This window comes from Pseudomonas sp. Pseusp16 (genome assembly GCF_047324915.1).
Classification (GTDB): domain Bacteria; phylum Pseudomonadota; class Gammaproteobacteria; order Pseudomonadales; family Pseudomonadaceae; genus Aquipseudomonas; species Aquipseudomonas fluorescens_CD.
Genome location: NZ_CP168522.1, coordinates 3,531,716 through 3,550,970, shown reverse-complemented (window position 1 = coordinate 3,550,970; position 19,255 = coordinate 3,531,716). Strand labels below are relative to the sequence as shown.

The following is a 19,255-nucleotide window of genomic DNA, read 5'->3' as shown; positions in this document are numbered from 1 at the left end:
CAAAAAAAACCGCTCGTAGTGAGCGGTTTTTTTATGATTCTTCACGGAATCCAGAGCCCCCCCAAAAAAAAGCTGCACAATGCGGACTCTGAGCCGACTGTCGTTACTGGCCTGTTGGCCAAGTCGTTGCAATCCATGTCGAACGCTGGTTATAGTCGGCGCACGGTGAGTTCGGACTCACGTTTTTATCCCTCGAGCAAAGATCAGCCCAATGCCTGCATCCCTCATCAACGCGGTAGTCGATTCAGCGGTCAACGCTGGCGTCGTGCCGTGCGGGAATCAGCAGCCCGGGCAGATCAGTCATTACCCCCCTCCTGTCAGTCGCACGCCAGTGTGCGCGGTGGTCTCGCCGCCAGGCGTTGGCATTTCGGGCTGATCAGCTGCTTTCTGCTGGTCCCCTGCCTGCCTGAAAAAAACGACTGAATTTCAGCTTCGGCTGAGTTGGCTTTTTGCCTGACTACAGGTGGTATTCATGCTTGTCCTTTCGAAAAAGTCCGCGCTCGCGGCGGCGTCCACGAGCCTGTTCGTTCTGCTGTGGAGCAGCGGGGCGATTTTCTCCAAATGGGGCCTGGCCCACGCGTCGCCCTTCGCCTTCCTGATGTTCCGTTTCGTCATTGCGCTCTGCGGCCTGGTGTTGCTGGTGCCGTTGCTCAAGCTGAAGCTGCCCAAGGGCGGCAAACCGATGATGTATGCGATGGCCACGGGCGTGGTGTTGCTGGGGGCTTATCAGATTTTCTATCTGCTGGCCCTCGACCTCAAGGTCACGCCCGGGGTGATGGCGACCATCATGGGCGTGCAGCCGATCCTCACCGTGGTGCTGATGGAGCGTCAGCGCTCCTGGAGCCGGATGTTCGGTCTGGCCCTGGGGCTGAGCGGGTTGATCATGGTGGTTTATCAGGGCATCGGACTGGCCGGGATGTCGCTAGCCGGGATGCTTTTCGGTTTGCTCGCGCTGGCGAGCATGACGTTCGGTTCGATCATGCAGAAACGCATCACCGACAATCCCCTCGGCACGCTGCCGGTGCAATACCTCGCGGGGCTGTTGTTATGCGGGGTCTTCGTACCCTTCCAGCCGTTTCACTTCGAACACGGCAGCGGTTTCATCCTGCCGGTGCTGTGGATGGGGCTGGTGGTGTCGGTGCTGGCGACGTTGTTGCTGTACCGCTTGATCGCTCGAGGCAATCTGGTGAACGTCACCAGCCTGTTTTACCTGGTGCCGGCGGTAACGGCAGTGATGGACTATCTGATCTTTGGCAATCGCCTGGCGATGTTGAGCCTGTTCGGCATGCTGTTGATCATCGTCGGTCTGGTATTCGTCTTCCGTAAAACCGCTTAATTGCGGACAAACTTTGTGATTTTTGGCGTCTGATCGGCCGTCTTCGCGAGCAAGCCCGCTCCCACAGGTTCAAGTGCTGAACACAAAATTTGTGTACGACTCGAATCACTGTGGGAGCGGGCTTGCTCGCGAAGGCGTCATAAGCAGCACTATAAAACTATCGGTCAGTCACCAAACCCGGTTTCACGGCAGCCGGCTTCAACACCAACCACAACGCCAGCGCAATCAACACCCCGCCATAGATATGCGCCATCGACAGCGGCTCGTCGAGAAACATCGCCCCCCACAACACCCCGAACAGCGGAATCAGGAAGGTCGTGGTCATCGATTTCACCGGACCAATCGAGCTCAGCAGCCGGAAGTAAATAATGTAGGCAAACGCCGTGCAGCCCAGACCCAAGCCCAGCAACGACAGCCACACGCTCCAACCGCCCCAGCTCGCCGGTGGCTGGCTGATCACGCTGTAACCGAACAGCGGCAGCAGGAACAGCGTCGCGCCAAGCATGCTGCCCAGTGCCGACAAACGGCTGTCGAGACCACCGGCCTGATCGAGCCAGCGCCGGGCCAGGAAACCGGCAAAACCGTAGCACGTGGTGGCGAGCAGGCAGGCTACGGCGCCCATCAACAACCCGATATCGAACGCCACCGGGCCCGCGCGGGTCAGCACGCCGACCCCGAACAGCCCGAGAAAAACTCCGCCGAGCTTGGCGGCGGTGAGCTTTTCATGGAAAAACAGGCCGCCGATCAGCACGCCCATCAGCGGCGTGGTGGCGTTGAAAATCGACGAATAACCGGCGGGCAGTACTTGGGCGGCAACGGAGTACAGGGTCGCCGGGATGCCGGAGTTGATCACCCCGAGCAGCATCACGGTCTTGAGTTTGCCTTTGAAATCCCAGCTGGTGCGCATCAGGCCAAGAATCACCAACAGCCCGACCGCGGCAATCGACACGCGGAAAAACGCAGTAGGCAGGGAGCCGATCACCGGGGCGATGATGCGCATGAACAGAAAACTCGCACCCCAAATGGCCGCCAGGGACAGTAAACGGAAAATATCGACGGGGTTCACAGTGCGTTCCTTCCTTGAGGGAGGGGCGAAAGTGTTGCTGAGTGTGAGATCGATGGCAACCGAAAACCGGACGTTGAACTCTTCAGGGCGTCGATGACGCGGCGGCCGGAAAATTACGCTTCTCCTGCACCCGGTTCACTGGCTAAGCTCAAGCCTTCCGAATTCCCGCAGAGGTCTCAACATGCCGCAGCAATGGCCAGCCGCCGACATCGCCCGCTTGATCCTCGATGGCTTTGACGATTACCGCGAGCATTTTCGCCAGATCACCGACGGCGCCCGGGCCCGTTTCGAGCAGGCCCTGTGGCAAGAGACGCAATCGGCGTCGGCGGCACGAATCAATCTGTACGAAGACAAAGTCGGTGAAACGGTGGAGCGGCTGCGCACCGCGTTTGACGCCGACACGCTGGACGTCAGCTGCTGGCCGCTGGTCAAAAGCGCCTACATCAGCCTGATCGACCTGCGTTTCGACGATGAGCTGTCCGAGACCTGGTACAACTCGATCTTCTGCGGGCTGTTCAGCCATGACCTGATCAGCGACGGCTGCATGTTCATCCACACCACCCGGCCGAGCCTGCGTCGCGCCCGGGCTGCGCAAACCCGCACCTACAAGCCGCAAGGCCAATTGTCGGCAATGCTCGCCAGCATTTTTGACGACTACCGCTTCAGCGAAGAATACGCCGACCTGCCCGGGGACCTGCGCCGCCTCGAAGCGCAACTGCGCGAGAACCTGCCGGATTGGGTGTGCAAGGACCCGGAGTTGAGCGTCGAGCTGTTTTCCTCGGTGCTGTACCGCAATAAAGGCGCGTACCTGGTGGGGCGCATCTACACCGCCGACGAGCAATGGCCGCTGGCAATTCCATTGCTGCACCTCGAAGGGCGCGGCATCCAGATCGATGCGCTTATCACCGACGAGGCGGACGTGTCGATCATTTTCTCCTTCACCCGCTCGTATTTCATGGTGGATGTGCCGGTGCCGGCGGAGTTTATCGGCTTCCTGCGGCGTATCCTGCCGGGCAAGCACATTGCCGAGCTGTACACCTCGATTGGCTTCTACAAGCACGGCAAATCGGAGTTCTACCGGGCCCTGATCAATCACCTGGCCAATACCGACGACCAGTTCATCATGGCCCCCGGTGTGCGCGGCATGGTCATGAGCGTGTTCACCCTGCCGGGTTTCAACACCGTGTTCAAAATCATCAAGGACCGTTTCTCGCCGTCGAAAAACGTCGACCGCGCCACGGTGATCGAAAAGTACCGTCTGGTGAAGAGCGTCGACCGGGTCGGGCGCATGGCCGATACCCAGGAGTTCGCCGACTTTCGTTTCCCGTTGAGCAAGTTCGACCCGGCGTGTCTGGAGGAGTTGCTGGAAGTCGCGCCGTCCACGGTGTCGGTGGAAGACGACACGGTGCTGATCCGTCACTGCTGGACCGAGCGACGCATGACCCCGCTGAACCTCTACCTGGAAAACGCCAACGAGGCGCAGGTGCGCGAGGCCCTGGAAGACTACGGGCTGGCGATCAAGCAACTGGCGGCGGCCAATATCTTTCCCGGCGACATGCTGTTGAAGAACTTCGGCGTCACCCGTCATGGCCGGGTGGTGTTCTACGACTATGACGAGATTTGCTTCCTTACCGAGGCCAACTTCCGGCACATCCCGCAACCACGCACCCCGGAGGACGAAATGGCTTCCGAACCCTGGTATTCGATCGGGCCGCTGGACGTGTTCCCGGAAGAGTTTCCGCCGTTCCTGTTTGCCGATTCCGGGCAGCGCCGGTTGTTCGACCAACTGCATGGCGAGTTGTACAACGCCGATTACTGGAAGAGCCTGCAAGAAGCGATTCGGGCGGGGAAGGTGATTGATGTGTTCCCGTATCGGCGCAAGGGCCTGGATTAAGAGTAGCGCCGGTACGCATCCCCTGTAGGAGCGAGCTTGCTCCGGGCGGCGTTCCGACGATGGTCGTTAACGGTGACGCGGGAAACCTGACACCCCGTGGCGTTCTTGAGTTCATCGTCGGAACGCCGCCCGGAGCAAGCTCGCTCCTACAAGGGATCTCGCTTGTCCTTTAAATCTGCGACAATCTGCCTTCTGCGCCACTAGACGACCGAATTGCGTACCCGATGACCGACGAATCGCCCTCCATCGACAAACTGCTGAAAAACCTCGATCACGCCATGCTCGCCGACCGCCACCGGCTGCGGCGGCAGTTGCTTGAGCTGCGCAAGAAACCCGACGAGGCCAAGCTGGCCCAATGGGTGACTCGCACGCAGGCGTCCTGTGATCAGGTGCTGGCGCGCAAGGCCAGCCTGCCGGTGATTCGTTACGACGACAGCCTGCCGATCGCCGCCAAGCGCGACGAAATCAAGAAAGCGCTGGAACAGCACCAGGTGCTGATCATCGCCGGCGAAACCGGTTCGGGTAAAACCACCCAGTTGCCGAAGATCTGCCTGGAAATCGGTCGCGGCCAGCACGGCCTGATCGGGCACACCCAGCCGCGCCGAATTGCTGCGCGCAGCGTCGCCAGCCGGGTGGCTGAAGAGCTCGGCACGCCGCTGGGCGCGCTGGTCGGCTATCAGGTGCGTTTCGAGGATCAGAGCGACTCCAACACCCTGATCAAGCTGATGACCGATGGCATCCTGCTGGCGGAAACCCAGAACGACCGCTATCTGGAACGCTACGACACGATCATCGTCGACGAAGCCCACGAACGCAGCCTCAACATTGACTTCCTGCTCGGCTACCTGAAAACCCTGCTGCCGCGTCGCCCGGACCTGAAGGTCATCATCACCTCGGCGACCATCGACCTGGAGCGCTTCTCCAAGCACTTCGACGATGCGCCGATTGTCGAAGTGTCCGGCCGTACTTTCCCGGTGGACACCTGGTATCGCCCGCTGACCCTGGAGCAGGACGAAGAGGGCAACCGCGTCGAGGACGACTTGACCGTGGACCAGGCGATCCTCGCCACTCTCGACGAAATTGCCGCCCATGAGCGCAGCGAGCGCCGCAGCCCCGGTGACGTGCTGGTGTTCCTGCCGGGGGAGCGCGAGATTCGCGACGCCGCCGACATGTTGCGCAAGGCCCAGCTCAAGCACACCGAAATCCTGCCGTTGTACGCGCGCCTGTCACCGGCCGAGCAGCAGCGAATTTTCCAGTCGCACCCAGGCCGTCGCGTAGTCTTGGCGACCAACGTCGCGGAAACCTCGCTGACCGTGCCGGGCATCCGTTATGTGATCGACAGCGGCACCGCGCGCATCAGCCGTTACAGCTACCGGGCCAAGGTTCAGCGTCTGCCGATCGAGGCCATTTCCCAGGCCAGTGCCAACCAGCGCAAGGGCCGTTGCGGACGGGTCGAGCCGGGCATTTGCGTGCGCCTGTACAGCGAAGAGGATTTCCTCGGTCGCCCGGAGTTCACCGATCCGGAAATCCTGCGGACCAACCTCGCAGCGGTCATTTTGCAGATGTTGCATCTGCGTCTCGGCGAGGTCAGCGCGTTCCCGTTCATCGAGCCGCCGGATGGCAAGGCCATCAGCGACGGTTACAACCTGCTGCAGGAACTCTCGGCGGTGGACCGCAACAGCCAATTGACGCCACTCGGTCGTCAACTGGCGCGGCTGCCGGTGGACCCGCGCATGGGGCGCATGTTGCTCGAAGCGGCGAAGCTCGGCAGCTTGCAGGAAGTGCTGATCGTCGCCAGCGCCATGTCGATCCAGGACCCGCGCGAGCGTCCGCCGGAGCGTCAGCAAGCGGCGGATCAGGCCCACGCCCAATGGAAAGACGCCGACTCGGACTTCGCCGGGCTGGTCAATCTGTGGCGCGGTTTCGAGGAGCAGCGCCAGGCACTGAGCGCCAGCCCGTTGCGCAACTGGTGTCGCAAGAACTTCCTGAATTACCTGCGCCTGCGTGAATGGCGCGACTCCCATCGTCAGCTGAGCCTGATCTGCCGCGACATGCAGTTGAGCCTCAATAAAGAGCCGGCGGACTATCCGAAATTGCACAAAGCGGTGCTGGTGGGGTTGCTGAGCCAGATCGGCCAGAAAACCGAAGAGGGTGATTACCTCGGTGCACGCCAGCGGCGGTTCTGGATTCATCCGTCGTCGGGTATCGGTAAAAAGCGTCCGCAGTGGCTGATGACTGCCGAACTGGTGGAGACCACCAAGCTCTACGCGCGCATGGTGGCGAAGATCGATGCCGACTGGATCGAGCCGCTGGCCGGGCACCTGATCAAGAAAAACCACTTCGAACCCCACTGGGAGAAGAAGCGCGGCCAGGTCGTGGCGTTCGAGCAGATCACCCTGTTCGGGTTGATCGTGGTCGGCCGTCGGCCGGTGCATTACGGCCCGGTGGACCCGGTGGTGTCTCGCGAATTGTTTATCCGCGAAGCACTGGTGCGCGGCGAGATCCAGTCGAAGGCCAAGTGCCTGACCGCCAACAAACAGTTGCTGGAACAACTCGACGAACTGGAAGCCAAGGCCCGTCGTCGCGACATCCTCGCCGACGAAGAAACCCTGTTCGCCTTCTACGACGCGCGACTGCCGGCGGAGATCCATCAGACGGCGACCTTCGACAGCTGGTATCGGATCAACAGCCAGAAAGACCCACAGTTGCTGATCATGCGCGAAGAGGACGTGCTGGCCCGCGAAGCCAGTGAAGTCACTGCCCAGCACTATCCGGATACGCTGCACATCGGCGACCTGGAACTGGCGCTCGGCTACCACTTCGAACCCAACCATCCACGGGACGGCGTGACCCTGCGCGTGCCGGCACCGCTGTTGCCGATGCTGCCACCGGAACGCCTGGAATGGCTGGTGCCGGGTGTCATCGAAGCCAAGTGCATTGCGCTGGTGCGCAACTTGCCCAAGGCCTTGCGCAAGAACTTCGTACCGGTGCCGGACTTCGTCAAGGCGGCCTTGCAGCGCATGAGCTTTGCCGAGGGTTCGCTGCCCCAGGCCCTGGGGCGCGAGCTTTTGCGCATGACCGGTGCGCGGGTCAGCGATGAAGCCTGGACCGAGGCGGCGCAGCAGGTCGAAAGCCATCTGCGGATGAACCTGGAAATCGTCGACGGCCAGGGCAAGTTCCTCGGTGAAGGTCGCGATCTGGCCGAGCTGACTGCGCGTTTCGCCGAAGCCAGCCAGGCTGCGCTGGCCGTCCCGCAATCCGCGAAAAGCCAGCAGCCCGTCGAGCCGAAAGTATTTGCCGCCGTCGCCGAGAAAACCCAGCAGAAGATCGCCGGGCTGTCGATGACGGTGTATCCGGCACTGGTGGAAGAGGCGGGCACGGTCAAGGAAGGACGTTTCTCGACGCCGGCCGAAGCCGAGTTCCAGCATCGCCGTGCGCTGCAGCGCCTGCTGATGCAGCAACTGGCCGAATCGGCGAAGTTCCTGCGTGGCAAGTTGCCGGGCCTGACCGAATTGGGTCTGTTGTATCGCGATATGGGGCGTGTCGATGCGTTGGTGGAAGACATTCTGCTGGCCAGCCTCGACAGCTGCATTCTTGAGGGCGAACACCCGCTGCCTCGTGACGGTGCGGGTCTGGCGTCCCTGGCTGAACGCAAGCGTGGCGCCTGGACCGAGCACGCCGAGCGCGTGGCGAAGCTGACCCTGGAAATCCTCAAGCTCTGGCACGGCTTGCAAAAGCGCTTCAAGGGCAAGATCGATCTGGCGCAAGCCGTGGCTCTGAACGACATCAAGCAACAGCTCAGCCACCTGGTCTATCCGGGGTTTGTCCGGGAAACGCCGATGCAGTGGCTCAAGGAGTTGCCGCGTTACCTCAGGGCCATCGAGCAACGCTTCGAAAAAATCGGTGCCCAGGTGCAGCGCGACCGGGTCTGGAGCGGCGAATTGAGCGGCCTGTGGACGCAATACCAGACCCGCGCCAGCAAACACGCCCAGGAAGGCAAGCGCGATCCGCAGCTGGAGTTGTATCGCTGGTGGCTGGAGGAATACCGGGTTTCGCTGTTTGCCCAGCAACTGGGAACCAAGGTGCCGATCTCCGACAAGCGGCTGAACAAGCAGTGGAGCCAGGTAGAGGCCTGACACACCCCTGTAGGAGCGAGCGCGCTCGCGATGGTCGTCAACGATAACGCTGGGTGTCTGACACCCCGCGGCGTTCTTTAATCCATCGCGAGCGAGCTCGCTCCTACAAGTGCGGCGTCGCTCTCGCAAAAGGGGCGAAAACCCAAGGTTTATGGCAAACTTCGCGACCATAAACGCCGGTTTCGCGACCCAGAGCCTTCGACCCGGTTGCGAGCAGGAATAAAGCGATTCCAGGTTTGCGTCCCCCGGATGGGAATAGACCCTTTGTGTATTGGTACGACGGTGCCAATGCTTTCTGCCTGAACAGATTAGAGACACGACCATGCATAAAGTCGTCATCAGTGGCACCGGCCTGTACACCCCGGCCAACAGCATTTCCAACGAAGAGCTGGTCCAGTCTTTCAATACCTACGTCGCGCAATTCAACGCCGACAACGCCGATGCCATCGCGCGCGGTGAAGTGGAAGCGTTGACCGAATCCAGCGCCGCATTCATCGAAAAAGCCTCCGGCATCAAGAGCCGCTTTGTCATGGACAAGGACGGCATCCTCGACCCGCAACGCATGGCCCCACGCCTGCCGGAGCGTTCCAATGACGAGTGGTCGGTGCTTTGCCAGATGGCCATTGGTGCGGCCGAACAAGCCTTGCAGCGCGCCGGCAAGACCGCGGCGGACATCGACGGCGTGATCGTCGCCTGCTCCAATCTGCAACGTGCCTACCCGGCCATTGCCATCGAAGTCCAGGAAGCGCTGGGCATCCAGGGGTTCGGTTTCGACATGAACGTGGCGTGCTCTTCGGCGACCTTCGGTATCCAGACCGCCGCCAACAGCGTGCAACTGGGCCAGGCCCGGGCGATCCTGATGGTCAACCCGGAAGTCTGCACCGGCCACCTGAACTTCCGTGACCGCGACAGCCACTTCATCTTCGGCGATGCCGCCACCGCGGTGATCATCGAACGTGCGGACCTGGCGACGTCCAAATACCAGTTCGACATCGTCAGCACCAAGCTACTGACCAAGTTCTCCAATAACATCCGCAACAACTTCGGCTTCCTCAACCGCGCGGCGGAAGAGGGTGTCGGCGCCAGGGACAAACTGTTCGTGCAGGAAGGCCGCAAGGTGTTCAAGGAAGTCTGCCCGATGGTGGCCGAACTGATCGGTGAGCATCTGCAGGAAAACCAGCTCAACGTCAGCGACGTGAAGCGCTTCTGGCTGCACCAGGCCAACCTCAGCATGAACCACCTGATCGTCAAGAAACTGCTGGGCCGCGATGCCACCGAACAGGAAGCCCCGGTGATTCTCGACACCTACGCCAACACCAGTTCCGCCGGTTCCGTGATTGCGTTCCACAAGAACCAGGACGATCTGCCCGCCGGCTCGCTGGCCGTGCTCAGTTCGTTCGGCGCCGGTTATTCGATTGGTAGCGTGTTGCTGCGCAAGCGCTGAAATTGTTCGCGGTAAAAAAAATCGCAGCCAATGGCTGCGATTTTTTTTGCGCAAGTACAACGAGAAAACAGAAACAGCCTGGCGTTGTTATATCGGAGGATGATGGGGACCGAGATAACAATGACAGGCTGTAAAGGCGTCCCGGGCTTCCTTGCCCGAGTCGTGTAGCGGGGTGAATCAGAACTTCGCTTCGGCATCCAGTTGCAGGGTGTTGATGTCCGAATCGGTTTTCTTGATGTTGGCGTTGGTCTGGTCCGAGGTCGCCATGAAGTAGGTCGCGCCCAGGGCGAAGTTCTTGTCCAGGTCGTAGCTCACTTTCAGCTTGCTGCCGCGCGAACCGGTGAAGCCGTTGGCGAAGTCGGAGTCGGTGAAGGCACCCACCACAGCGTTACGCTGCACGTCGCGGTAGTTGTAGTCCAGGTTGAAGCCGTAGACCTTGGACTTCACACCGGCCAGCCAGCCAGTGTCCTGGTCGTTGCTGGCATCTTTGTTGTTGACGTACTGACCATACAGCGACAGCGGTACTGGCAGGTTGGTGAAGTCCAGCTGACCAAAACCTTCGTACAGTTTGAAGGTTTCGTTCGGGCTGTTGCCGTTGACGGCCAGTGCGCATGGAGCGGTGACGGTGCCGGAGGTAGGGCAGGCACTGTTCTTGTCGTTGTCGTAGGAGTAGATACTGCCGCCCAACGTCATTTTCATGCTGTCGGTGATGGCGAAGCGTGCGCCCAACTGGCCAGCGTACAGACGCAGGTCGTGCTTGAACTGCACGCCTTCACCGTCGACGTTGTCCTTGAGGGTGTAGTGGCCGGCGCTACCGAACAGCTCGGTGCTGCCGCTCAGCGGGTATTTGTAGGTGACGGCCAGACCTTCAGGGTTGATGTCGCTGTCCCAGATGATGTCGCCCATGCTCACCCATTGTTGTGGCATCTTGCCGCCAACCAGGTGCAGGTTCTTGATCGCGTCAGGGTGGTAGTCGATGTAACCCTGGTCCAGCCAGATCTGCTTCTTGTCGAAGTAGTTGTTCAGGTCCTGGTTGGTCGAGCGAGCGTCGTCGTTGCTGCCGGTGGCGATGCGGATACCGGTGTCGACTTGCGGGTTGATTTCGCTGTAGGCACCCAGGCGGGCACGAATGCGCTGACGGTCCTGGTCCTTGTTGTTTGGCACGCCATCGTTGTGCACGGTTTCTTCACGGAAACGTACGTCACCCTTGAACTGGGTCTTGGCGGCCCACGCCAGCTTCTGGTCGAAGGTGCTCAGTGCGTCGGTTTTCTTCGCGGTGGCCGCGATTTGCTCGTTAGTCTCTTGCTGAGCCTGACGGGCGATCTGCTGGTCTTTCTGATCCCTGGCCAGCTCGGCTTGCAGTTCGCTGTACTGCGCGTTGGTAATCGAGCCGTTAGCCTTGAGCATGTCGAGCAGTTTGGCGTCGACTGCGGCACTGGCCGGAACACTCATGGCCAGCAACAGGCCGCCGCACAAGGCCGCCGCAGTTTTCGTGGAAGCAAGACGCATATCAATCTCCGAAGATGAGAGGGGATGACAGAGCCATCCGGGACACACCGACCGTAAGGGGCGGAAAACAGTGGCCGGGTATAACCCGGCGCTCTAAAAACAGGCGCCAGTATCGCGATGGTTTATGACAGAGCGGTGGCAATGTGATGTCATGTCGGTGACGATACAAAGTCGCCGTGAACTATTGAGTTAGAGCACTGTCGTCGTTTTGCCCGTGTGCATTGCGCAGCGATAGGCGATACTCGCGGGGCTTTCACGCCATGAAGAGTGAGGACGGTGATGCCGTTGCAACGCCTGCAAAGACTGTCAGAAATCGCCCCGCAGACCTGGGACGCCCTGGTTCCGGAAAGTCAGCCTTTTCTGCGTCACGCTTTCTTGAGCGCACTGGAAGACAGCGGCAGCGTCGGCCCCCATTCCGGTTGGCAGCCCGAGCATTTGCTGCACGTTGAAGGTGAGCGCCTGATTTCCGCGCTGCCCAGTTATCGCAAGTGGCACTCCTACGGCGAGTACGTGTTCGATCACGCCTGGGCCGATGCCTGTGCCCGCGCCGGCATCGATTACTATCCCAAACTGTTGACCGCGGTGCCGTTCAGCCCTGTCAGCGGGCCGCGGCTGTTGGCGGCCACGGTAGAAGACGGCTTCGAATTATTGAACAGCCTGCCGGGCTACCTTGAGATAGAACAACTCTCCAGCGCCCACATCAACTTCACCGATCCGTTCACCGACGCGGCGCTGAGCGAGCAGCCCGGCTGGTTGCAGCGCGTTGGCTGTCAATACCACTGGCAGAATCGCGGTTACCGGGATTTCCAGGACTTCCTCGACGTGCTGAGTTCGCGCAAGCGCAAACAGATGCGTAAGGAGCGTGAGCAGGTGACAGGGCAGGGCTTTGAGTTCGAATGGCTGGAGGGGCGGGAGCTGAGTCAGGCGCAATGGGATTTCGTCTATGCCTGCTACGCCAATACGTACGCGGTGCGCCGGCAAGCGCCGTATCTGACGCGGGCGTTTTTCAGCCTGTTGGCCGAACGCATGCCGGAGTCGATTCGCGTGGTGCTGGCCAAACAGGGTTCACGGCCGGTGGCGATGGCGTTCAGCCTGGTGGGGGGCGACAGCTTTTATGGGCGTTACTGGGGATGCCTGTCGGAGTTCGATCGCCTGCATTTCGAGACCTGTTTCTACCAGGGTATGGACTATGCCATTGCCAACGGTTTCCAGCGTTTCGATGCCGGGGCCCAGGGCGAGCACAAACTGATTCGTGGATTCGAGCCAGTCATTACGCATTCCTGGCACTACCTGCGGCATCCGGGGTTGAAAGCGGCGGTGAAAGACTTTCTGGAGCAGGAGCGGCTGGGGGTGATGGCTTATGCAGAGGATGCGAAGTCAGCCTTGCCTTATCGACAAGGCTGATCTTCACCTTATGGCGTGTCAGTTGTCTTCCTTGCCCAGCCAGCGATACAGCACGCCGCCGACGACTGCACCGAGTAGCGGCGCGACCCAGAACATCCACAGTTGTTGAATCGCCCAGCCGCCGACGATCAGCGCCGGGCCAGTGCTGCGCGCCGGGTTGACCGAGGTGTTGGTGACCGGGATCGAGATCAGGTGGATGAGCGTCAGCCCCAGGCCGATGGCAATCGGTGCCAGTCCGGCCGGTGCACGTTTATCGGTGGCGCCGAGGATGATCAGGATGAACATCGCGGTCATCACCAGTTCACAGACGAACCCTGCCGCCATCGAATAGCCGCCAGGCGAGTGTTCGCCGTAACCGTTGGACGCCAGGCCTCCCGCCAGTTCGAAACCGGGTTTGCCGCTGGCAATGAAGTACAGCAGGGCGGCTGCAATCACGCCGCCAATGACCTGGGCAATGATGTAGGCCGGCAACTCATTGGCCGGAAACCGCCCACCCACCACCAAGCCGAGGGACACCGCAGGGTTGAGATGACAGCCGGAAATATGGCCGATGGCGAAAGCCATGGTCAGCACTGTCAGGCCAAACGCAAAGGACACCCCGAGCAGGCCGATTCCCACCTGCGGAAACGCCGCCGCCAATACCGCACTGCCGCAACCACCCAACACCAGCCAGAACGTACCTACCAACTCAGTAGCCGAACGTTTTAACAGAGACATGAGAGAGTGCCTTTTCGAGATTATGCTGCCTTGTGCATCCAGCCGATGGACTGCAGAACCACCTCCAGAAGGTTGAAGTGAGTACAGCACGGTTTTTTCAGAATTCCAGCAGGCATAAAAAACCGCCAGGCCCCGTTGTTGGCGGGCTCTGGCGGTTATCTAAAATTTTTCGGCTGTAGGAGCGAGCTTGCTCGCGATGGTCGTCAACGATAATGCTGGGAGCCTGACAGCCCGCGGCGTTCTCCAGTTCATCGCGAGCAAGCTCGCTCCTACACAGGTTCGGTGGCCATCTTCAGGATCAATCGATCCCGACAAATCCACCGGTCTGGTGTTGCCACAACCGTGCATACAAACCGCCGTGGGCCAGCAGTTCGGCGTGGGTTCCGGTTTCGGCGATGTTGCCGTTTTCCAGCACCACCAGCCGGTCCATCCGGGCGATGGTCGAGAGCCGGTGAGCGATGGCGATCACGGTCTTGCCCTGCATCAGGGTTTCGAGGCTTTCCTGGATCGCCGCTTCGACTTCCGAATCCAGTGCCGATGTGGCCTCGTCCATGATCAGGATCGGCGCGTCCTTGAGCAGCACACGGGCAATGGCGATGCGCTGGCGCTGGCCGCCGGAGAGTTTCACTCCGCGTTCACCGACGTGGGCATCGAAACCGGTGCGGCCTTCGGCGTCCGAGAGTGAAGGAATGAAACCGTCAGCCCGGGCCTTGTGCACCGCTTCCCAGAGTTGCGCGTCGGAGGCGTCGGGTTTGCCGTACAGCAGGTTGTCACGGATCGATCGGTGCAGCAGCGACGTGTCCTGGGTGATCATGCCGATGCGTTCGCGCAGGCTTTCCTGGCTGACGTGGGCGATGTTCTGGCCGTCGATCAGGATGCGTCCGCCTTCGACGTCGTACAGGCGCAGCAGCAGGTTCACCAAGGTCGATTTACCAGCACCGGACGGGCCGATCAGGCCGATTTTTTCACCAGCCTTGATGGTCAGGTTGAGGTCGCCGATGATCCCGCTCTGCTTGCCGTAGTGGAAGTCCACCTGTTCGAAGCGCACTTCGCCACGGGCCACCGCCAAAGGCTTGGCCTGGTCGCGGTCGGTGACGGTGACCGGTTGCGAGATGGTCTGCAGACCGTCCTGCACCATCCCGATGTTTTCGAAGATGCCGGTCACCACCCACATGATCCAGCCGGACATGTTGACGATACGGATCACCAGGCCGGTGGCCAGGGCAATCGCCCCCACGCTGATCAGCGACTGCGTCCACAACCACAGGGCCAGGCCGGTGGTGCAGACGATCAGCAAGCCGTTCAAGCTGGTGATGACCACGTCCATGCTGGTGACCACGCGGCCAGCCAGTTGCGCCTTTTCGGTTTGCTCCTTGATCGCTTCGCGGGCGTATTGCTGTTCGAAGTTGGTGTGGGCGAACAGCTTCAGGGTGGTGATGTTGGTGTAGCCGTCGACAATCCGCCCCATGAGTTTGGAGCGCGCATCAGACGCCACCACCGAGCGATCCTTGACCCGTGGCACGAAGTGATAGAGGGCGCCGATGAAGGCGAAGATCCACGTCAGCAGCGGAATCATCAGGCGCCAGTCGGCTTCGGCGAACAGCACCAGCGAACTGATGGCGTAGATCAGCACATGCCACAATGCATCCACGGCTTGCACGGCGGAATCGCGCAGTGAGTTGCCGGTTTGCATAATGCGTTGGGCGATGCGCCCGGCGAAGTCGTTCTGGAAGAAATTCAGGCTCTGCTTGAGCACGTAGCTGTGGTTCTGCCAGCGGATCATGCTGGTCATGCTGGGACTCAGGGTCTGGTGCACCAGCAGGTCATGCAAGCCCACGAAAATAGGGCGCAGCACCAGCGCGACCACCACCATCCAGGTCAGCTCGAGGGCGTGCTCGCGGAACAGATTGGCGTTCGGCGTGCCTTGGGCCAGGTCGATGATGCGGCTCAGGTAGCTGAACAGCGCCACCTCGATCAATGCGCCAATCAGGCCGACGATCAACAGGGCGGCGAAGCTCGGCCAGACCTGCTTGAGGTAATAGGTGTAGAAAGGGAAGACCCGGTCCGGCGGAGACGCCGTCGGTGCTTCACGGAAAACATCGATCAGTTTTTCGAAGCGGCGATAAAGCATCGGTTGTTCGCCCGCGAACGGGCTCTCCTTTTAACGGTTTGAGCGTTGCCGGCAAACACCGGCAACGGCTCGGACATCCTTGTCCAGCTTAGTCTCAGTCGATGCGCTTGGCGGACTTGATGAGCACCGGGTCGATAGGCACATTCTGCATGCCTTGCTTGGTGGTGGTTTGGGAGTTGACGATGATGTCCACTACATCCATGCCCTTGACCACCTTGGCGAATACGGCATAACCGGCATCACGGCCCGGATCGAGGAAGTCGTTGTCCTTGACGTTGATGAAGAACTGGCTGGTGGCCGAATCCGGATCGGAAGTGCGCGCCATCGACAGCGTGCCACGCACGTTATGCAGGCCGTTGCTGGCTTCGTTCTTGATCGGATCCTTGGTCGGTTTTTGCTGCATTTGCTGGGTGAAACCACCGCCCTGGGCCATGAATCCCGGGATCACCCGGTGGAAAATGGTGTTGTTGTAGAAGCCGCTGTCGACGTACGCAAGAAAGTTCCTGGTACTGATCGGGGCCTTGACCGGGTCCAGTTCGATTTCGATCTGGCCGTTGGTGGTGTCCAGCAGCACATGCGGGGCCTTTTCCGGCGTAGCGGCCATCAGGTTGGCGGCAAACAGGACGGAGCCTGCGGCGAGGGCGATTTTTTTCAGCATGGGTCAGTGATCCTGAGTGGTGGTGTCGACTGCGGTCAGAAACTCCAGCAGCGTCTGGTTGAAGTGTTCCGGCTGGTCCAGCGGCGTGGCGTGGCGTGAATCGGCGATCACCACCAGCCGCGCGTCGGGCAGCAGTTTTACGTAGTTTTCCTTCAGTGCCACCGGTGTGTAGTCACGGTCGGCACTGACGATGAGGGTTGGACAGGTGACCTTCGAAAGTCGTTCCTGAACCCCCCAGCCCACAATGGCATTGAAGCTGGCGAGATAAGCATGTTTGTCGTTTTTTGCCCAGCGCTCGGCCATCTTTTGTCGCAAGTCGGCCTGCCCGGGCTTCGGGAACAACTTGTCGCCCAACGCCTTGCCGATGGTGCCAAGGCTGAGGGCGCGCATCAGGCTCCAGCGCTTGAACCACTGCCAATAGTCATCGCGGCTGCGCAGTTTGACCTCGGGCGCGCTGTTGACGATGCACAGGCTCTTGAGCAGTTGCGGCTGATCCACAGCCAGCTGGAAGCCGATCATGCCACCCATCGACAGGCCGACATAGTGTGTCGGCCCGAGATTGAGGTGTTCGACCAGTGCAATCAGGTCAGCGCTGAACCCGGCAATGCTGTAGCGCTCCCGGGGTTTGTCCGAACGGCCGTGACCGCGCACATCCGGGACGATCACCCGGTAACGGGTGGCCAGTGCCGGGATCTGTTTTTCCCAGTCCAGCGTGCTGGAGCCCAGACCGTGGACCAGCAGCAGCGGCGTGCCGTGACCATATTCCTCATAGTGCAGGTTGCAACCTTCGTGTTCGAAATAGGCCATGCATACACTCCGTGTCAGGCTTGTTCGGGGGCGGCGAACGGTGCGTCCAGTGGTGCGGTGTCAAACGTACGCAGCAGTTCGATAAGAATCTGCGTGGCCGGCCCGAGTGGTTTGTCCTTGTTCGAATACAGGTAAAAGCTCGGGTTACGACTGCCGCCCTGATCCAACGGTAGCAGTTTGAGCGTCCCCTCCTTGAGCTCTCGTTCGATCATGTGCCGGGGCAGCCACGCAAACCCCAGACCGCTGCTGACGAACGTTGTGGCGGTGGCCAGGCTGCCGACGGTCCAGCGCTGTTCAGCACCGAGCCAGCCGACGTCCCGTGGTTGCTGGCGGCCCGAGTCGCGGATCACCACTTGCATCTGGCTTTCCAGGTCCTGAAAGCTCAGTTCGCGGTTGAGACGGTGCAAGGGATGCTCCGGGTGGGCAACGGCGACAAACTCGACATCGCTCAATTCTGCGCCCAGGTAACCGGGAATACTGAACCCGGTGATGGCCAGGTCGGCCACGCCTTCGAGCAGCACTTCCTCCACACCCGACAGCACTTCCTCACGCAAGCGCACCCGGCAGCCACGGCTTTGCGGCATGAACGCGGTCAAGGCGCGGACGAGGCGGGCACTCGGGTAAGCGGCATCGACCACCAGGCGCACTTCGGCTTCCCAGCCCTGCTCCATGTGATGGGCCAGGTCTTCGAGTTGACTGGCCTGTTTCACCAGTTGCCGGGAGCGGCGCAACAGCACGCCGCCGGCTTCGGTCAGCACGGCTTTGCGTCCGTCGATGCGCAGCAAGGGTACACCGAGCTGATCCTGCATGCGTGCCACGGTATAGCTGACCGACGATTGCGAGCGATGCAGTGCCTCGGCGGCCTGGGCGAAACCGCCGTGATCGACCACGGCTTGCAGCGTTCGCCATTGATCAAGGGTCACGCGGGGCGCTTTCATGTTGAGCTCCTCTTGTCCTAAGCTGGCAGCCCTTACTGGAGGCTGCTGAATGAAAAAATTCTGTTGTGTGCTGCTGGCGCTGCTGCCGCTGACGGCGATGGCTTACCCGATCGATGTAAAAAAAGACCTCAACGGCATGAAGATCGATTACCAGACCTACGACACGGATAACGACATCGGCTCCATCCAGGTGGCCAACTACGGCGACGTCGATGCGAGCTGCAAGGTCGTTTTCATCAATGGCCCGGAAGCACCGCGTAGCCGCAAGATCGATGTACCCGCCGGCAAGCACAAAAATGCCACCGCCAAATTCACCCGCAGCATCATCAAGCTGCGCATCGAGCTGACCTGCACCCCGAAATGACAGCAATCTCCTGTGGGAGCGGGCTTGCTCGCGAAGGCGGTGTGTCATTCAACGTTGATGTCGACTGACACGGCCTATTTGTCGGAACGCCGCCCGGAGCAAGCCCGCTCCCACAGAGTATGTTGAGCTTATAAACGAATTTATTGATGGGTTATAGCAGTTATTTGCGCTTTTTCATCGATATGACTCTGTTTAACCTTCACTCCATCGACCTACAGCATTCTCAGATGGAGGCTACATCCCATGTCCCGCGTTCTGATCATCGAAAGCAGTGCCCGTCAGCAAGACTCGGTTTCCCGCCAACTGACCCAGACGTTCATCAGCCAGTGGAAAGCCGCTCACCCGAATGACCAGATCACTGTCCGGGACCTGGCCGTCAAGCCGGTGCCGCATCTGGACATCAACCTGCTGGGTGGCTGGATGAAACCCGCCGAGCAGCGCAGCGACATCGAACAGGCGTCCCTGGAGCGCTCCAACCAGTTGACCGACGAATTGCTCGCCGCCGATGTGCTGGTCATGGCCGCACCCATGTACAACTTTGCGATCCCCAGCACCCTGAAAGCCTGGCTCGACCATGTACTGCGTGCCGGTGTGACCTTCAAGTACACCGAAACCGGTCCGCAAGGCCTGCTCAGCGGCAAGCGCGCCTTTGTGTTGACGGCTCGCGGCGGCATCTATGCCGGCAGCACCGCCGATCACCAGGAACCGTACCTGCGTCAGGTCATGGGCTTCATCGGCATCCACGACGTGACGTTCATCCACGCCGAAGGCATGAACCTGGGCGGTGACTTCCAGGAGAAAGGCCTGAACCAGGCGAACGCCAGGCTTTCGCAAGTGGCCTGACCGGTTAA

General features: G+C 60.5%; 15 protein-coding genes. 8 read left to right on the top strand and 7 right to left on the bottom strand.

The annotated features are described in order from the left end of the window. The first annotated feature begins 211 nt into the window (after nt 1–211). Nucleotides 212–376, top strand: a complete 165-nt coding sequence (locus tag ACEN8Q_RS16100; RefSeq protein WP_162842363.1) for a hypothetical protein — start codon at nt 212–214, stop codon at nt 374–376. 96 nt (nt 377–472) lie between these two features. After that, on the top strand, nt 473–1,336 hold the full coding sequence (locus tag ACEN8Q_RS16095; protein WP_413423838.1) for a DMT family transporter: 864 nt from the start codon (nt 473–475) through the stop codon (nt 1,334–1,336). Nucleotides 1,337–1,493: 157 nt separating this feature from the next. Here the strand turns inward: ACEN8Q_RS16095 and ACEN8Q_RS16090 are convergent, their stop codons facing one another. Next, complete coding sequence (locus tag ACEN8Q_RS16090; RefSeq protein WP_413423836.1) at nt 1,494–2,402, bottom strand: DMT family transporter; 909 nt, start codon at nt 2,400–2,402, stop codon at nt 1,494–1,496. 181 nt (nt 2,403–2,583) lie between these two features. Here ACEN8Q_RS16090 and aceK point away from each other — a divergent pair, with 181 nt between their 5' ends. The 3 genes from aceK to ACEN8Q_RS16075 all read left to right on the top strand — a co-directional run bounded on the left by aceK (nt 2,584) and on the right by ACEN8Q_RS16075 (nt 9,876). Continuing rightward, on the top strand, nt 2,584–4,296 hold the full coding sequence (gene aceK, locus ACEN8Q_RS16085; RefSeq protein ID WP_413423835.1) for a bifunctional isocitrate dehydrogenase kinase/phosphatase: 1,713 nt from the start codon (nt 2,584–2,586) through the stop codon (nt 4,294–4,296). A gap of 224 nt (nt 4,297–4,520) precedes the next feature. Beyond that, nucleotides 4,521–8,432 carry an ATP-dependent RNA helicase HrpA gene (gene hrpA / locus ACEN8Q_RS16080; RefSeq protein ID WP_413703399.1) on the top strand — a complete coding sequence of 1,304 codons (3,912 nt, stop codon included), beginning with the start codon at nt 4,521–4,523 and terminating at the stop codon, nt 8,430–8,432. A 322-nt stretch (nt 8,433–8,754) separates the two neighbouring features. Continuing rightward, nucleotides 8,755–9,876: a beta-ketoacyl-ACP synthase III gene (locus ACEN8Q_RS16075; protein ID WP_413703398.1), complete on the top strand. Its 1,122-nt coding sequence runs from the start codon at nt 8,755–8,757 to the stop codon at nt 9,874–9,876. Nucleotides 9,877–10,053: 177 nt separating this feature from the next. Here the strand turns inward: ACEN8Q_RS16075 and ACEN8Q_RS16070 are convergent, their stop codons facing one another. Next, nucleotides 10,054–11,385 carry a putative porin gene (locus tag ACEN8Q_RS16070; protein WP_413703397.1) on the bottom strand — a complete coding sequence of 444 codons (1,332 nt, stop codon included), beginning with the start codon at nt 11,383–11,385 and terminating at the stop codon, nt 10,054–10,056. Nucleotides 11,386–11,664: 279 nt separating this feature from the next. On the opposite strand from ACEN8Q_RS16070, the gene ACEN8Q_RS16065 reads away from it, so the two are divergent. After that, the gene (locus ACEN8Q_RS16065; protein ID WP_413703396.1) at nt 11,665–12,789 is read left to right on the top strand and encodes a GNAT family N-acetyltransferase; all 1,125 of its coding nucleotides are present in this window, start codon (nt 11,665–11,667) and stop codon (nt 12,787–12,789) included. A gap of 18 nt (nt 12,790–12,807) precedes the next feature. Here the strand turns inward: ACEN8Q_RS16065 and aqpZ are convergent, their stop codons facing one another. The 5 genes from aqpZ to ACEN8Q_RS16040 all read right to left on the bottom strand — a co-directional run bounded on the left by aqpZ (nt 12,808) and on the right by ACEN8Q_RS16040 (nt 18,040). Further along, nucleotides 12,808–13,506, bottom strand: coding sequence for an aquaporin Z (gene aqpZ, locus ACEN8Q_RS16060; protein WP_057400663.1), 699 nt, complete (start codon nt 13,504–13,506; stop codon nt 12,808–12,810). A gap of 298 nt (nt 13,507–13,804) precedes the next feature. Beyond that, a complete protein-coding gene (locus tag ACEN8Q_RS16055; RefSeq protein WP_413423823.1) occupies nt 13,805–15,637 on the bottom strand; it encodes an ABC transporter ATP-binding protein in 1,833 nt (610 codons plus the stop codon). 94 nt (nt 15,638–15,731) lie between these two features. Continuing rightward, the gene (locus tag ACEN8Q_RS16050) at nt 15,732–16,295 is read right to left on the bottom strand and encodes a peptidylprolyl isomerase (RefSeq protein ID WP_413423821.1); all 564 of its coding nucleotides are present in this window, start codon (nt 16,293–16,295) and stop codon (nt 15,732–15,734) included. Between the two features lie 3 nt (nt 16,296–16,298). Continuing rightward, entirely contained in the window at nt 16,299–17,102 is an 804-nt protein-coding gene (locus ACEN8Q_RS16045; protein ID WP_008018222.1) for an alpha/beta fold hydrolase, read from the bottom strand. A gap of 14 nt (nt 17,103–17,116) precedes the next feature. Continuing rightward, nucleotides 17,117–18,040, bottom strand: a complete 924-nt coding sequence (locus ACEN8Q_RS16040) for a LysR family transcriptional regulator (RefSeq protein WP_413423817.1) — start codon at nt 18,038–18,040, stop codon at nt 17,117–17,119. 49 nt (nt 18,041–18,089) lie between these two features. Between ACEN8Q_RS16040 and ACEN8Q_RS16035 the strand changes: the two genes are divergently transcribed. Next, nucleotides 18,090–18,404: a 3-phosphoglycerate kinase gene (locus ACEN8Q_RS16035; protein WP_413703395.1), complete on the top strand. Its 315-nt coding sequence runs from the start codon at nt 18,090–18,092 to the stop codon at nt 18,402–18,404. Between the two features lie 243 nt (nt 18,405–18,647). Then, nucleotides 18,648–19,247, top strand: a complete 600-nt coding sequence (locus ACEN8Q_RS16030; RefSeq protein ID WP_057400658.1) for an FMN-dependent NADH-azoreductase — start codon at nt 18,648–18,650, stop codon at nt 19,245–19,247. Nucleotides 19,248–19,255 lie beyond the last annotated feature (8 nt).